We start from the raw sequence: 14,959 nt of genomic DNA, 5'->3' as shown, positions 1-14,959 counted from the left end.
GAGCAGCCGCACCGAGTTTCGAGGGGGCAGCCGTGACCACGACACAGGACGGCCGACCGGCACCGGACGGCCCCGATTCCGAATCCGCCGCCGGGCCTGCCGCTGGATCGGCTGCCGCTGGATTACCCGCCGCTGGGTCGCCCGTCGCCGGCGCGGCCGCGCCGCTGCCCGCCGAGGCCGGGCAGGTCTCCGAGAAGGAGGCTCGCCGGGTCGCCGAGGCCGCCCGCGAGTCCACCTGGGACCGTCCCAGCTTCGGCAAGGAGTTGTTCCTCGGCCGGTTCCGCCTCGACCTCATCGACCCGTGGCCGCGCGCTGACCCGGACGACGCGGCTCGCGCCGAGGACTTCCTCGGCCGGCTCCGCGCCTTCGTCACCGCCGAGGTGGACGGCGCGGCCATCGAACGGGACGCGTCCATCCCGGACTCCGTCTTCCACGGCCTCGCCGACCTCGGCGCGTTCGGCATGAAGATCGACCGGAAGTACGGCGGCCTGGGGCTGAGCAACCTGCACTACTGCCGGGCGCTGATGCTGGCCGGCTCGGTCAGCCCGGCGATCGGGGCGCTGCTCTCGGCCCACCAGTCGATCGGCGTGCCGCAACCGTTGAAGATGTTCGGCACCGCCGAGCAGAAGCAGCGCTTCCTGCCCCGGCTCGCCGCCGGCGAGGTCTCCGCGTTCCTGCTCACCGAGCCCGACGTCGGCTCCGACCCGGCCCGACTCGCCACCACCGCCGAGCCGACCGAGGACGGCACCGGCTACCGGCTCAACGGGGTGAAGCTCTGGGCCACCAACGGCACCGTGGCCACCCTGCTGGTGGTGATGGCCCGGGTACCCGCCGCCGAGGGGCGACGCGGCGGTATCACCGCGTTCGTGGTGGAGGGCGACAGTGCCGGCATCACCGTGGAGCGGCGCAACCAGTTCGTCGGCCTGCGCGGCCTGGAAAACAGTCTGACCCGCTTCCACGACGTGTTCGTGCCCGCCGAGAACGTCATCGGCGGCGAGGGCAAGGGGCTCAAGATCGCCCTGACCACGCTCAACACCGGCCGGCTCTCCCTTCCGGCCATGTGCGTGGGTGCCGGCAAGTGGGCGCTGAACGTGGCCCGGGGATGGGCCGCCGACCGCGTCCAGTGGGGCCGCCCGGTGGGCGAGCACGAGGCCGTCGCCCAGAAGCTCTCCTTCATCGCCGCCACCACGTACGGCATGGAGACCATGCTCGACCTGTGCTGCCTGCTCGCCGACGACGACCGCAACGACATCCGGATCGAGGCCGCGCTGGTCAAGCTCTACGCCAGCGAGATGGCCTGGAAGATCGCCGACGAGTTGGTCCAGATCCGGGGCGGGCGCGGCTACGAGACCGCGGACTCACTCGCCGCCCGGGGTGAACGCCCGGCCAACGTCGAACAGGTGCTCCGGGACCTGCGCATCAACCGGATCTTCGAGGGTTCCACCGAGATCATGCACCTGCTGATCGCCCGGGAGGCCGTCGACGCCCACCTGTCGGTGGCCGGCGACATCATCGACCCGGAGGCGGGGCTCGGCCGCAAGGCCCGCGCCGGAGCCCGGGCGGGAGCGTTCTACGCGAGGTGGCTGCCGACCCTCACGGTCGGCAAGGGCCAGAGCCCATCCGGGTACGCCGAGTTCGGCCCCCTCGCCGGCCACCTGCGCCAGGTGGAACGCGCGTCGCGCAAGCTGGCCCGTTCGACGTTCTACGCGATGTCCCGCTGGCAGGGCAAGATGGAGCGTAAGCAGGCGTTCCTCGGGCGCATCGTGGACATCGGCGCGGAGCTGTTCGCGATGTCCGCCGTCTGCGTCCGGGCCACCGCCGAGCGCGACACCCGGCCCGAGAACGTCGAGCTGGCCGACCTCTTCTGCCGGCAGGCCCGGGTCCGGGTGGACGCCCTGTTCGCCGCCCTCTGGGACAACACCGACTCGGTCGACACCGCCGCCGCCAAGCGCATCCTCGCCGGCCGCTACGCGAGCCTGGAGGAGGGCGTCGTCACCCCGTCCGCCGAGCTGCCCTGGGTGGCCCGCTGGCAGCCCGGCCCGTCCGCCGCCGAGGACGTCCGCCGCCGCATCCCCCCGAAGCCGTAACGGGCCGCTGCGCGAGGTCGCTGTCCGACCCTGACGCAAGCCCATGCCCGAGAGCGGTGCAAGATCGCGCTCGAGGGCGATGCAAGATCGCGCTCGATCCTGGATTCGGTGGCATCCCTCCGACCCCGAGGCCACTACTTCCTGGTTCGAGCACGATCTTGGGGCGGCCCGGGCGGCCGGGCCGGCCGGGCCGTGGCGGGTGTCGCGTGGCGTGGCGGGGTGTGGCGGGTTGTCGCGTGGCGTGGCGGGTTGTCGCGTGGCGTGGCGGGGTGTCGCGTGGCGTGGCGGGGTGTCGCGTGGCGGGGTGTGGCGTCGCGGGGTAAGGCGTGGCGTTGCCGTAGGTCAGCGGGCGACCGCCCAGGCCAGCACTCCCGCCAGGATCAGACCGTTGAGCACGGCCAGCGCGAGGTACGCGGCGGGCGGAATCTTCTTGCCCCGCCGCACGAAGGAGACCAGCACGGCGGCGTACCCGAGCAGCAGGACGGCGATGACGACCAGGAAGTAGAACACCCGACGACCTTACGGCCTGCACTCGCACCCCCGAGACGCCACCACACACCCCAAGCCCTTCGCCCTCGTCGATCTTGCCCACGTCCCTCGTCCACGCCCCCGTCCTCGTCGATCTTGCACTTTCGGTTGTCGACTTAGGACGTTTTGCCCCTTACGTCACCACAGAAAGTGCAAGATCGCGGGGCGGTCGCCGCCCGGCCTCGTGGATCATGGAGTTGTGGTGCCTGTTTTAGGGTTTTACGGGGTGCTTTGTCGCCCACCACAAGTCCATGATCCACGAGGCGAGGCGAGGCAGGGCATGGCGGGGCGCGGCAAGGCGGGGCGAGGCGAGGCAAGGCAGGGCATGGCGGGGTGGGGCGAGGCGAGGGCGAGGGTCGGGGCGGGGGTTTGGGGTTAGGGGGTTTTGTTGCGGAGGCCTAGGTGGCGTAGTTCCAGGGCGGCCAGGGCGTTGACGGTGTCGTCGTCGCCGCGGCGCCAGGCTTCGGCGACGTCGGGCGCGATCCGGGTGAGGCGGCCCAGTGGCTGGGTGGCCAGCGCGCGCAGTGCCAGCAGGTCCCGTCCGGCCGGTACGGCGGCGAGCTTCGCGGCCGAGCCGGCGCGGCGCATCCAGCGCAGCCGCAGTGGCAGCCAGCCGACGAGCACCAGCCCGAGCGGGAAGATCAGCACCCCGATGGCGAGGGCGAGGGCGAGCTGGTCGACGAGGTGCTGCTGCTCGCGGCCGGCGTCGGCGAGTCCTCGGGCGGCGTCGGCGGCACGCTGGAAGGGCGCGGTCAGCTCGTCACCGACCAGCGGCACCCGGCGTACCTTGCCGCCGGCGTCGGCGAGGTTGTCGGCGAGGCCACCGCCCGCGCCCTCCAGCTTCTGTCCGGGTACGGCGAGCTTCTGCACCAGGTCGTGCAGCCAGAGGGCGGCGCGGATCGCGGCGTACACCCAGACGACGACGAGCAGGTCGGTGAGCAACTGACGGACGGCGGTCGGAAACCGATCGGCGTAGATCTTCACGCCGGACAGCGTGCCACGAACGATGACGGCCCGGCACCCGTCGATACGGGTGCTCGGCCGGCAACGCGCAGCCAGCCTGCGATCAGGCGAGCCGCAGGTCCACGAAGGCGATGGTGTCACCCGGCAGGACGTACCGGTCGATCTCGACGAAGCCGTGCTGACGGGCGAACCGCAGCCCGTCGTCGTTGGACGCCAGGACGACGGTCTCGATGGTCTGCGCGCCCAGCTCGCGGGCCCGGTCCAGTCCGCGCTGGTAGATCTGCTCCCCGTAGCCGTGCCGGCGGCTCTCGGGCCGGACCCGGGCGATCACGGTCGCGGTGTCGGGTGCCGGGGGACGTACGGTCGAGCAGCCTACCGCCACCCCGTCGGCGTACGCGACCTCGAGGATGTGGCGTTGGGCGCGAGCGGCGACCTCGTCGACCGACAGGGGTGCCGTCGGGATGATCGAGTTGTGGATGTGCTGCCAGTCGCGCAGCGCCGTGTCGCTGCCCACCGGATGGACCGGCGTGAACCGGAGGCCCATCAGCGGACGCACGTCGGGCAGGTGCCGAAGATTTCCAGGGTGTGGCTGACGTCGGCGTACCCGTGCTCGGCGGCGACCCGGTCGGCCCAGCTCTCCACCGCCGGCCCGGCCACCTCGACCGTCCGGCCGCAGGCCCGGCAGACCAGGTGGTGGTGGTGCCCCTGGCTGCACCGGCGGTAGAGGTGCTCGCCACCGGGCGGGCGCATCACGTCGATCTCGCCCGCGTCGGCCAGGCCCTGGAGGGTGCGGTAGACGGTGGTCAGGCCGACCCGTTCGCCGCGCTGCCGGAGCATCGCGTGCAGATCCTGGGCGCTGTGGAAGCCGTCCATCTCCCCGAGCAGCGCGCTCACCGCCGAGCGTTGACGGGTGTTGCGTACCGCGGCGCCGCTCTCGCTCATGATCCCTCCCCGGCGTGACTGACCGCGTCCGCCACGATGTGCGCGACGTGCTCGTCGACCAGGCTGTAGGCGATCTCCCGGCCCCGTCGCGAGCCGCGCACCACGCCCGCGCCGCGCAGCACCCGCAGGTGCTGGGAGACCAGCGGTTGCGCGGCGCCCAGCTTCTCCACCAGCTCGTGCACGCACCGCTCGCCGTCCGCCAGCTCGCTGACGATGGCCAGCCGGATCGGCGCGGACAAGGCTCGGAGCAGTTCGCTGGCTCCGTCGAAACCCTCGTAGCCCGTTGCGCTGGTCATCTTGCAACGGTAACCAATACCACCGACATCCGCCGATCGGGTTCAGTCCAGGACGACCTCGTGCGGCTCCGCCGCCGGTACGGGCGCCGGCGCGGTGTGGCGACGCATCGCCCGCCAGATCGCCCCGGCCACGGCCACCACCAGGAAGGAGGCGATCGCCAGCAGCACCACCGAAGCTCCCGGTGGGGTGTCGGCGGTGGCGGCCACCCAGACGCCGGCGCCGGCGGCGAAGAACCCGAGCGCCATGGCGGCGGTCATCGTGCTGCGGAAACCCCGGGTGACCTGCTGGGCGGCGGCCACCGGGACCACCATCAGCGCGCTGATCAGCAACACCCCGACGGCCCGCATCGCGATGGTCACCGTGACCGCGGTGGTGACCGCGATCAGCAGGTTGAGCGTGCGTACCGGCAGGCCGGAGACCCGGGCGTACTCCTCGTCGTGGCTGATCGCGAAGAGCGCCGGCCGCAGGGCGATCATGGTGATCAGGATCGCCGCACCGAGCACACCGACGGTGACCAGGTCGCTGGTCGAGGTGGAGAGCAGCGAGCCGAACAGGTAGGCGTTGAGGTTGGCGCTTGTCGCGTCCGAGAGGCCGACCAGCAGCACGCCACCGGCGATGCCGCCGTAGAAGAGCAGGGCCAGGGCCAGATCGCCGGAGGTACGTCCGCGGGCGCGCACCAGCTCGATGGCGATCGCACCGGCGGTGGCGACGATCACCGCCACCAGCACCGGGGAGCGGTTCAGCAGCAGGCCGGCGCCGACACCCGTCAACGCCACGTGCCCGATGCCGTCGCCGATCAGCGTCAGCCGGCGCTGCACCAGGTAGATGCCGAGCGCCGGGGCGGCCAGGCCGATCACCAGCGCGCCGATCAGGGCACGCTGCATGTAGGGGTACTGGAAGAGTTCCATGGTCAGTTGCTCCACAGCCCGGCGGGCTCGTCGGGACCGTGCGGGTGCACGTGGTCGTGGTCGGGCTCCGCGTGGTGGCCGGCCGGGTCCGGGACCGTGCCGTCGTGACAGATGCCGCCCTGGTGGACGACGACCGCCCGGCTGATCACCGGTCGCAGTGGGCCCAGCTCGTGGGCCACCAGCAGCACCGTTCCGCCGTCGGCGACGAAGTCGCGCAACGCGCCCGCGAACGCCTCCTGGCTGGCCGCGTCCACCCCGGCGGTCGGCTCGTCGAGGATCAGCAGCTCCGGCCGGCCGGCCAGCGCGCGGGCGATCAGGGTGCGCTGCTGCTGACCACCGGAGAGGGTGGACACCGGATCGGTGGCCCGGTCGGCGAGCCCGACCGCCCGCAGCGCCGCGTCGACGGCGGCCCGGTCGGCCGCGCCGGGCGGGCGCAGGATGCCCCGGCGGGCCAGCCGGCCGGAGGCCACCACCTCGCGCACGGTGGCGGGTACGCCGCCGCCGGCGCCGAGCCGCTGCGGGACGTACCCGATGCGCTGCCACTGGCGGAACTGGCGCAACGGCCGGTCGAAGAGGGTGATCGAGCCGCCGCTGAGCGGGACCAGGCCGAGGATCGTACGGATCAGCGTGGACTTGCCGGAGCCGTTGGCGCCCAGCACCGCGACCACCTCTCCGGCGGTCACGGTGAGCGAGACGTCCCTGAGCACGGGGCGGCCGTCGTAGCCGACCGCGCCGTGCTCGACGGTGATGACGTTGGTGCTCACGAGCAGCTCAACGCCGTCCGCAGGGTCTGCAGGTTGCTACGCATCACCGAAAAATAGTCGGCGTCGCTGCCCGGAGCGAGTCCTTCGATCGGATCGAGCACCGCGGTCTTCGCGCCGACCTGACCGGCGATGGTCTCGGCGACCTTCGGGCTGACCAGCGCCTCGAAGAAGATCGTGGTGGCCTGGTGCTCCTTCGCCTCCTCGACCACCTGGGCAAGGCGTTGCGGTGAGGGCTCGACGTCGGGGCTCAGCCCGGTGATGCCGACCTGTTCGAGGCGGTAGCGGTCGGCCAGGTAGCCGAACGCGGTGTGGCTGGTCACGATCTCGCGCCGCTGGCAGGTCGCCAGGCCCTTGGTGAACTCGCCGTCGAGGGTGGTCAGGTCGGCGCGCAGGGCGGCGGCGCGGGCCGTGTAGTCGGCGGCGTGGGCCTTGTCGACCGTGCCGAGCCGCTGGGCGAGCTGGTCGCCGATGCCGGCGAGCCTGATCGGGTCGAGCCAGACGTGCGGGTCCTTCGCGTGCCCGTGCCCCTTTTCGCCCTCCTCCTCGCCCTCGTGGTTGTGGCCGCCGGCGCTGGCGTCCAGAAGCGGCTGCACGCCGGCCACGTCGAACACCGGGGCGTCGTCGTCCTGCGCGATCGCCTCGTCGACCGCGGGCTGGAAGCCCTTGAGGTAGACGATCAGCTCGGCCTCGGTGATCTCACCGACCTGGCTTGGGCTCAGCTCCAGGTCGTGCGGCTCGGCGCCGGGCTTGGCCAGGTTGGTCACCCGGACGGCGTCGCCGCCGACGCGCTCGGCGACGAACTGGAGTGGGTAGAACGCGGCCACCACGTCGACCCGTTGGGGATCGGCGCCGGCCGGGCCGCCGGTGGAGCAGCCGGCGGCGGCGCCCAGGGCGAGCAGGGCGGTAGCGGCGGCGGCCAGGACGCGGGGCGTGGTGCGGTTGCTCATGTTCCCCACTGTCCGTGGTAATGAGAATGATTGTCAAAAACGCATGCTTGCATGTCAGAGCAGCTTCGCCAGACCCACCGTCACCAGCAGGGTCAGCATCAGCAGCCGGACCACCCTCGTCTGCGGCGCCTGAACCGGCCAGGTGGTCGCCAACAGGGCGATCAGGGCGGCGGCGAGCGCCAGCGTCAGCAGACCGCCGACCACCCCCGGCGTGAAGAACGCCACCAGCACCACCACCAGGGTGAGCAGGAACACCGACGTCGGGTTCGCCCCGGCCAACCGGGCCAGCAGGGGGCGCTGCGTACGCTGCATCCCACAGACTCTACGAGGAGGAACCCCCGGTGCTGGTGACCAACCGGTTCGTGGTCGACGTCGATGTCGCCGACGGCTTCACCGAACGGGCGCACGCCGCCCTCACCGCGCTGGCCGCCTGCCCCGGCTACCTGCGCGGCCAACTGGTCCGGGCCCTGGACGACCCCCGGTACTGGTCGCTGGTCACCGAGTGGGAGTCGGTCGGCACCTATCGGCGGGCGCTGGGCGCGTTCGAGGTCAAGGTGAGCGCGGTGCCGCTGCTCGCCGAGTCGGTGGACGAGCCGTCCGCGTACGAGGCGCTGGCCAGTGCCGCGCCGGGCGGAGCCGTGGTGGTCGCCGAGAGTGATCGGGCCGCAGGTCCTTACCGCTGAGCCGTCGGGCACTACCCTGCTCCTATGACCGCACCCGCCCCGCCGCCCGGTCCCGGTGTGGCTCCGCCGTTCGCCGCGCCTCCCACCGAAGGGCGCCGGACCCGGCTCTGGATCGGCCTCGGCGTCGGCGCCCTCGCCGTGCTGCTCTGCTGCGGTGGAGGAGGCACGGCCGTGGTGGGCCTGGCCGTGAGCGGCGTGCAGGCGGTACGCGAGCAGGGTCGTACGGTGACCGGCGACTACTACCAGGCGCTCGTCGAACGCAACTACGGCCGGGCGTACGAGCAGCTCTGCGACGACGCGCAGCGGCGTGAGTCGCGCCCCGAGTTCGAGCGGCGGGCGGCCGCCGAGCCGCAGGTCACCGCCTTCCGGGTGGGTGAGGTGGACACCACCAACCTGACCGTTCCGGTGGACGTGACCCTGGCCGGCGGCGACCGGGAGCGCCAGCAGGTCAGCCTGGGTCAGGACGGTCAGACCGGCGGCATGGAGGTCTGCGGGGTGAGCTGACCCGCCCCCGGTATTCTGCTGGGCTCGGGGCGGCGGTGGTCGTACCGTTGTCCCGAACCGACCGTTCCATCCACATCTCGCCCCCGCCGACCGCCAGCCGGCGTAGGAGGAAACATGCCAGCCGACCGTATTGACGCCGTCGTCAGCCTCGCCAAGCGCCGAGGCTTCGTCTTCCCCTCCAGCGAGATCTACGGAGGCACCCGGTCGGCGTGGGACTACGGTCCGCTCGGCGTGGAGCTGAAGGAGAACGTCCGCCGGCAGTGGTGGAAGACCATGGTCCAGCAGCGCGACGACGTCGTCGGTCTCGACTCCGCGGTGATCCTGGCCCGCAAGGTGTGGGAGGCGTCCGGCCACATCGCCGAGTTCGTCGACCCGCTCACCGAGTGCCAGTTCTGCCACAAGCGGTTCCGGGCGGACCACATCGAGGAGGCGTACGAGGCCAAGCACGGCCACGCGCCCACCTCGCTCGCCGAGGTCAACTGCCCCAACTGTGGCAACAAGGGCACCTTCACCGAGCCGAAGATGTTCAACGGCCTGATGAAGACGTACCTGGGCCCGGTGGAGAGCGACGAGGGTCTGCACTACCTGCGTCCGGAGACCGCGCAGGGCATCTTCGTCAACTACAAGAACGTCGAGACGGTCGCCCGCAAGAAGCCCCCGTTCGGCATCGCGCAGACCGGCAAGTCGTTCCGTAACGAGATCACCCCGGGCAACTTCATCTTCCGGACCCGCGAGTTCGAGCAGATGGAGATGGAGTTCTTCGTCGAGCCGGGCACCGACGAGCAGTGGCACGAGTACTGGCTCCAGGAGCGCTGGAACTGGTACCTCGACCTCGGTCTCTCGGCGGACAACCTGCGCCTGTACGAGCACCCGAAGGACAAGCTCTCGCACTACTCGAAGCGCACGGTCGACATCGAGTACCGGTTCCAGTTCGGCGGCACCGAGTTCGCCGAGCTGGAGGGCGTCGCCAACCGCACCGACTTCGACCTCTCCACGCACAGCAAGCACTCCGGCGTCGACCTGTCGTACTTCGACCAGACCAAGGGTGAGCGCTGGATGCCGTACGTCATCGAGCCGGCCGCCGGTCTGACCCGCGCGGTGCTCGCCTTCCTGCTCGAGGCGTACGACGAGGACGAGGCGCCGAACACCAAGGGCGGCGTGGACAAGCGCACGGTGATGCGGTTCGACCCGCGGCTGGCCCCGGTCAAGGTGGCGGTGCTGCCGCTGTCGCGCAACGAGGCGCTGTCGCCCAAGGCGAAGGACCTCGCCGCGCTGCTGCGCAAGCGCTGGGTGGTGGAGTTCGACGACTCGCAGGCGATCGGCCGTCGCTACCGCCGGCAGGACGAGATCGGCACCCCGTTCTGCGTGACGGTCGACTTCGACACCCTGGACGACAACGCCGTGACCGTCCGGAACCGGGACACCATGGGTCAGGAGCGGGTCTCCCTGGACCAGGTCGAGCGGTACCTGATCGAGCGCCTCCCCGGCTGCTGAGACACCGGGCACGGGGCTCCGGCCGACGCGGAAAGCGCCGGTCGGGGCCCCGTACACTTGTGCGGTGACCGCCTCGACCGTGCCCGCGCTGCGCCCGTTGACCCTCGGGCCGTACCAGGTGTCACCGCCGGTGGTGCTCGCGCCGATGGCCGGGATCACGAACGTCGGCTTCCGCCGGCTCTGCCGGGAGCAGGGCGGCGGCATCTACGTCTGCGAGATGATCACGACCCGGGCGCTCGTCGAGCGGAACCCGAAGACGTTGCGCATGATCGCTTTCGGCGACGACGAGCAGCCCCGCAGCCTCCAGCTCTACGGCACCGACCCGGAGATCACCGCCGCCGCCGTGCGGATCGTCGTCGAGCGCAACCTGGCCGACCACATCGACCTCAACTTCGGCTGCCCGGTTCCCAAGGTGACCCGGCGCGGTGGCGGCGCGGCGCTGCCGTGGCGGCGCCGGCTCTTCGCCCGCCTGGTGAAGGCCGCGGTGGATGCCGCCGCACCCGCCGGAGTGCCGGTCACGGTCAAGATGCGCAAGGGCATCGACGACGACCATCTGACGTACGTCGAGGCCGGGCTCGCCGCCCAGGAGGCCGGCGTCGCCGCGGTGGCCCTGCACGGGCGTACGGCTTCGCAGCGCTACTCGGGCACCGCCGACTGGGACGCGATCGCCACCCTGAAGCAGGCCCTCGATGTGCCGGTGCTCGGCAACGGCGACATCTGGGAGGCCGACGACGCGCTGCGGATGGTCGCGCACACCGGCGTCGACGGCGTGGTGGTGGGTCGCGGCTGCCTCGGCCGGCCGTGGCTCTTCGCCGACCTGGAGGCCGCCTTCACCGGTTGCCCGGAGCGGCGGCTGCCCACCCTCGGCGAGGTGGCGGTGACCATGCGCCGGCACGCCGAGTTGCTGGTGGACCAGTTCGTGGCGGGCGCGCGCAACCCGGCCCGAGGTGAGCGGGACGGCTGCACCGACTTCCGTAAGCACGTCGCCTGGTACCTGAAGGGCTTCCCGGTGGGCGGCGAACTGCGCCGCTCGCTGGCGATGATCGAGAGCCTGGCCCAGCTCGACGACCTGCTGGGCAAGCTCGACCCGACCGAGCCGTTCCCGGTCACCGCCCTGGGTCAGCCGCGCGGCCGTACCAACTCTCCGGGCAAGGTCGCCCTGCCGGACGGCTGGCTGGCCAGCCGGGACGACGACACCGTCCCCGAGGGCGCGGAGATGGACGACTCCGGCGGCTGACACCGCTCGGCCCTTGACGGCACCTCCCGCCGTTGCCGGGCCGATGTCGCTCGCGCGGTCTTCGGTGGATGGCGGGGTGGGGCACGGGCCTCGGGCCTGTTTCTCCCCAGGTCGCCGCCTTGGTCGCGCGCCTCGGTCGCGCCTGGCCGCGCCTCGGTCGCGCCTGGCCGCGCCTCGGTCGCGCCTGGTCTCAGCCGGGGGCGGACGCTGATTCGTCTACGACATCAGCTCCAAAGGACCTGTGGCACCACCAACTGACCCTCGCCCGACCGCCCCGCGCCAAGATCCTCACAACTTCAGGGTTGTTGCTGCTTCCGGCGCGTCCGAGGCAGCAGTATCGGTGATGTTGTGAGGATCTTGGGCGCGGGGCGCGGGGCGCGGGGCGCGGTGATCTGGGCATGCTGAAGGGCCGGGCCCCGTGGTGGGGTCCGGCCCTTGTCGGTGGTGTGGTGGTGCGGGTCAGCTGGTGGCGTAGCCGCGGGTGGCGATCCAGTCGGCGAGGTGCTCGACGGTGATGTCGTAGGAGGCGGTGTTCGGGTCGGCGGAGTCGGCGATGGTGACGATGTTGCCGTTGTCGCGGTAGCCGGTGACGCTGATGTAGTGCCCGCCCTCGAAGGAGTGGGTGTTGCCGTCGGTGTCGGTGCTGGTGCCGGCGATGTTGGCGACCACGGCCCGACCGTTGTCCACGGTGCGGATGATGTCGGCGCGCAGCGTGTCGGTCTGCTTGGCGTCGGCGTCGGGGCTGCTGATCTCGACGCTGTGGTAGGCGTCGGTCTTGCCGGTCTCCTTGTTCAGGACCGGGGTGATGTCGTTGATGCTGTTGGTGCCGGCCTCGGTGGTGCCCATCTCCTTGGCCATGGCGTCCACGCTGATGTCCTTGCCCTGCACGCTCAGGGCGTTACGGGCCGCGGCGGGGCCGCAGTAGTAGAAGTTCGGCTGGGCCTCGTACCGCACGCCGAGCTGCCGCTCGCCGTGACCCTTGCGGTCGGTCTGGGTCTGCGACACGGGCTTGGCGGTGCTTTCGGCGGCGAACGCGGTGGTGACGGGTCCGGCGATGGCGCCGCCGGCGAAGGCGAGGCCGGCGGCGGTCAGGGCGGTCTTACGAATCAGATCGGTACGCATGATGGCGTGCTCCTCTGCTTCATCGGGGGATACGCGCGCGGCACACGGGGGGGTGTGCCGGGCGGGGAAAGTTCGTGAGGGGGATCTGCTCCGGCGACCCGACAAGAGGGGTCTGCGCGGAAGGTGGTGCAACGGTCCGGGGCGTCAGGTCATTCCCGCGCCGGGGACCGGGGGACGGCCCGGTGGTGCTCGGCCGTGCGGGGTTGTAACGACGGCGGCCTGGCGGGTGTTCCCGGGGCGACTCCGTCCCGGGCCAGCCAGCATGGTGCTCGGCCGTGCGGGGGTTTGTAACGACGCCGACCCGTCGGGTGTTCCCGGCGGCCACCCGTCGAGCCGGGGGTCGCGGCGGCGTGCCAGATATAACGACCCCGCCCGGCCCGCGATTCCGCCCGCACGGTGTGGCCGACCACAGCACCCGGCGGCCGGAACGGGACAGACCTCGCATCCGTGATGCCGCGCGCGAGGCTTACCGGCGTGATCGTCACCGGATCGCCGATCTGGGGGCATCCCCGAGCCGGGACACCCCCAGATCGCCGACCTGGAGTGGATCTATCTGCGCGACCCGGCGATGGGGGCATCCGTCGTCGGTCGAGGCGTGATCGACTCGACGTCGGCGATGTCGGGGTATCCGGGCGTGCGGGATACCCCGACATCGGCGATCCCGAGTCGATCACGCCCCCGGCTGGCGACCTCAGGCGTCCAGGCGCCGCCGCCAGCGACCCCGGGCGCCTCCCGGCTGGGCGACCTCAGGTGGTGCCGCGCCTTCAGGGGGTCGTCGGGTCCGCCTGGGATGCGCCGTGTTGGCGGGGGATGGTGGGGGTCGCCGGCCAGGGGATCTCGGGGCTGGGGTGGAAGGTGATCCCGGCGGTGGACCAGCGTGGGCCGTGCCCGGCCAGACGGTCCCGGAAGCCGGCCCAGTCGTGCTTCGCCCGGGGCGACCAGCCCAGCTCGGCGATGGCGGGCAGCCGGGGGAGCAGCAGGAACTCGATGTCGGCCAGCGAGGTGACCGATTCGGTCCAGAGTGGGGCCTCGACGCCCAGGACGGCCGTGCTGGGCACGTCGGTGACGTGAGTGCCCGGATCCCAGTCGTACGCGCGGCGTACGTCGATGAGGCCGGCCCAGTCGTGTCCGATCGGGGTGTCCTCGGCGTACTTCATGTCCAGGTACGCGTGGTTGCCGGGAGAGACGATCAGCCGGGCGCCCCGTCGTACGGCGTCGGCGGTGGTGGGGTCGTCGGTGTCCGTACCCCACCATTGCAGGACCCGCCCGTCGCGGTGCGGGGCCGGGGCGAGCTGGTGCCAGCCCACCACGGTCTTGCCGTTGTCGGCGACGAGCTGTTGCGCGCGCTCCACGAAACCGGTGTAGACCTTGCCCTTGACCTTGAACGCCTCGTCGCCGCCGATGTGCAGCCACGGCCCCGGGGTGAGGGCGGCGACCTCGCCGAGCACGTCGGCGATGAAGTCGTACGTCCGCTCGTCGGCCGGGTCGACGTAGCTGAAGCCGACCTCGGTGCCGGTGTACGGCGCGGGCGCGACCTTGTCCGGTGCGAGCTGCGGGTACGCGACGAGCGCCGCGTTGGTGTGGCCGGGCAGGTCGATCTCCGGGACGACGGTGACGTGCCGGGCGGACGCGTACGAGACGATCCGCCGGTAGTCGTCAGTGGTGTAGTGCCCGCCCGGACCGCCGCCGACCTCGCTCGCCCCGCCGACGGTGGCCAGCCTCGGCCAGGAGTCGACGGCGATGCGCCAGCCCTGGTCGTCGGTGAGGTGCAGGTGCAGGTGGTTGAGCTTGTAGCGGGCCAGGTGGTCGATCACCCGCAGGACGTCCTCGACGGCGAAGAAGTGTCGCGCCACGTCGAGCATCGCGCCCCGGTACGGGAAGCGGGGTCGGTCCACGATCGTCCCGCCGGGCAGCGCCCAACGGGCGGTCACCGGGGTGGGGCTCTCCACGGCGGCCGGGAGGAGCTGTCGGAGCGTCTGGACGCCGTAGAACAGGCCGGTGGCGGTGTCGGCGACGACGCGTACCCCGGTGGCGGTCACGTCGAGCCGGTAGTCCTCCGCCCCGAGGTCGGCGGGCTCGGGGTCGGCGGCGGGGAGCGGCGGGGTGGTGCCGACCAGGGTGAGCGCCAGGGTTCCGGTCGGGTCGGCCGTGAGGGTGTCGGTGACGGGCAGCGGGAACCCGGTCGCCGGGCGGAGCAGCTCGGCCAGGTGGTCGGCCACCTCCCGGGCGCCCGGGTGGGCGGTGACCCGGATGGCGGTCTCCCCGTCGAGGGTGAACGTCGCGGTCGGGTCCGCTTCGGCCCGCTCCGGCGCCGGCACCACGTCGTCGAGGCGTACCGGCGGGGCGAGCAGGTCGGCACCGGCCGTCCGCGCCGCGAGCGCGGCCAGGTCACCGGCCTCCGGCTGGTGCTGGCTGGGCAGCGCGACCGGCTCGGCGGCGGGGTCGGGGGTGGGGGAGGAGAGCGGAAGGGAGGACACGACGAA

Annotated in this window: 16 protein-coding genes; 5 read left to right on the top strand and 11 right to left on the bottom strand. The window is 72.0% G+C overall.

Going from position 1 to position 14,959, the window contains the following annotated elements:
* The first annotated feature begins 32 nt into the window (after positions 1 to 32).
* Positions 33 to 2,087, top strand: a complete 2,055-nt coding sequence (locus ACN263_RS23025; RefSeq protein WP_422736423.1) for an acyl-CoA dehydrogenase family protein — start codon at positions 33 to 35, stop codon at positions 2,085 to 2,087.
* Between the two features lie 342 nt (positions 2,088 to 2,429).
* Here the strand turns inward: ACN263_RS23025 and ACN263_RS23020 are convergent, their stop codons facing one another.
* From ACN263_RS23020 to ACN263_RS22980, 9 genes are all read right to left on the bottom strand, one after another.
* Positions 2,430 to 2,597, bottom strand: a complete 168-nt coding sequence (locus tag ACN263_RS23020; RefSeq protein ID WP_421472651.1) for a hypothetical protein — start codon at positions 2,595 to 2,597, stop codon at positions 2,430 to 2,432.
* A 393-nt stretch (positions 2,598 to 2,990) separates the two neighbouring features.
* On the bottom strand, positions 2,991 to 3,599 hold the full coding sequence (locus ACN263_RS23015) for a hypothetical protein (RefSeq protein ID WP_422736422.1): 609 nt from the start codon (positions 3,597 to 3,599) through the stop codon (positions 2,991 to 2,993).
* 82 nt (positions 3,600 to 3,681) lie between these two features.
* Complete coding sequence (locus ACN263_RS23010; RefSeq protein WP_422736421.1) at positions 3,682 to 4,122, bottom strand: GNAT family N-acetyltransferase; 441 nt, start codon at positions 4,120 to 4,122, stop codon at positions 3,682 to 3,684.
* Positions 4,122 to 4,520: a Fur family transcriptional regulator gene (locus ACN263_RS23005; protein WP_422736420.1), complete on the bottom strand. Its 399-nt coding sequence runs from the start codon at positions 4,518 to 4,520 to the stop codon at positions 4,122 to 4,124. The genes ACN263_RS23010 and ACN263_RS23005 overlap by 1 nt, the downstream gene beginning before the upstream one ends.
* A complete protein-coding gene (locus tag ACN263_RS23000) occupies positions 4,517 to 4,816 on the bottom strand; it encodes an ArsR/SmtB family transcription factor (RefSeq protein ID WP_282257156.1) in 300 nt (99 codons plus the stop codon). Before ACN263_RS23000 ends, ACN263_RS23005 begins: the two co-directional genes overlap by 4 nt.
* Before the next feature lie 42 nt (positions 4,817 to 4,858).
* Positions 4,859 to 5,725 (bottom strand): metal ABC transporter permease, encoded by an 867-nt coding sequence (locus ACN263_RS22995; protein WP_422736419.1) that lies wholly within the window; start codon positions 5,723 to 5,725, stop codon positions 4,859 to 4,861.
* A gap of 2 nt (positions 5,726 to 5,727) precedes the next feature.
* Entirely contained in the window at positions 5,728 to 6,489 is a 762-nt protein-coding gene (locus ACN263_RS22990; RefSeq protein WP_422736418.1) for a metal ABC transporter ATP-binding protein, read from the bottom strand.
* Positions 6,486 to 7,436, bottom strand: coding sequence for a metal ABC transporter substrate-binding protein (locus ACN263_RS22985; RefSeq protein ID WP_422736417.1), 951 nt, complete (start codon positions 7,434 to 7,436; stop codon positions 6,486 to 6,488). Before ACN263_RS22985 ends, ACN263_RS22990 begins: the two co-directional genes overlap by 4 nt.
* Before the next feature lie 54 nt (positions 7,437 to 7,490).
* Positions 7,491 to 7,748 carry a hypothetical protein gene (locus ACN263_RS22980; protein WP_421472643.1) on the bottom strand — a complete coding sequence of 86 codons (258 nt, stop codon included), beginning with the start codon at positions 7,746 to 7,748 and terminating at the stop codon, positions 7,491 to 7,493.
* A 29-nt stretch (positions 7,749 to 7,777) separates the two neighbouring features.
* Between ACN263_RS22980 and ACN263_RS22975 the strand changes: the two genes are divergently transcribed.
* The 4 genes from ACN263_RS22975 (at position 7,778) to dusB (ending at position 11,354) form a co-directional block, all read left to right on the top strand.
* Positions 7,778 to 8,119 (top strand): antibiotic biosynthesis monooxygenase family protein, encoded by a 342-nt coding sequence (locus tag ACN263_RS22975; RefSeq protein WP_007463893.1) that lies wholly within the window; start codon positions 7,778 to 7,780, stop codon positions 8,117 to 8,119.
* Between the two features lie 24 nt (positions 8,120 to 8,143).
* The gene (locus ACN263_RS22970) at positions 8,144 to 8,623 is read left to right on the top strand and encodes a hypothetical protein (RefSeq protein ID WP_422736416.1); all 480 of its coding nucleotides are present in this window, start codon (positions 8,144 to 8,146) and stop codon (positions 8,621 to 8,623) included.
* 114 nt (positions 8,624 to 8,737) lie between these two features.
* On the top strand, positions 8,738 to 10,117 hold the full coding sequence (locus ACN263_RS22965) for a glycine--tRNA ligase (protein ID WP_422736415.1): 1,380 nt from the start codon (positions 8,738 to 8,740) through the stop codon (positions 10,115 to 10,117).
* 64 nt (positions 10,118 to 10,181) lie between these two features.
* Positions 10,182 to 11,354 (top strand): tRNA dihydrouridine synthase DusB, encoded by a 1,173-nt coding sequence (gene dusB / locus ACN263_RS22960; RefSeq protein WP_422736414.1) that lies wholly within the window; start codon positions 10,182 to 10,184, stop codon positions 11,352 to 11,354.
* A 459-nt stretch (positions 11,355 to 11,813) separates the two neighbouring features.
* Here the strand turns inward: dusB and ACN263_RS22955 are convergent, their stop codons facing one another.
* Positions 11,814 to 12,476 (bottom strand): C39 family peptidase, encoded by a 663-nt coding sequence (locus ACN263_RS22955; protein ID WP_422736413.1) that lies wholly within the window; start codon positions 12,474 to 12,476, stop codon positions 11,814 to 11,816.
* A gap of 764 nt (positions 12,477 to 13,240) precedes the next feature.
* The gene (locus ACN263_RS22950) at positions 13,241 to 14,953 is read right to left on the bottom strand and encodes a beta-N-acetylhexosaminidase (RefSeq protein ID WP_422736412.1); all 1,713 of its coding nucleotides are present in this window, start codon (positions 14,951 to 14,953) and stop codon (positions 13,241 to 13,243) included.
* Positions 14,954 to 14,959: the final 6 nt, after the last annotated feature.

Source organism: Micromonospora sp. WMMD729 (genome assembly GCF_049315225.1).
Taxonomy (GTDB): Bacteria; Actinomycetota; Actinomycetes; order Mycobacteriales; family Micromonosporaceae; genus Micromonospora.
Note: the sequence above shows the minus strand (reverse complement) of the source record. Positions and strands in the feature narration are given on the sequence as shown.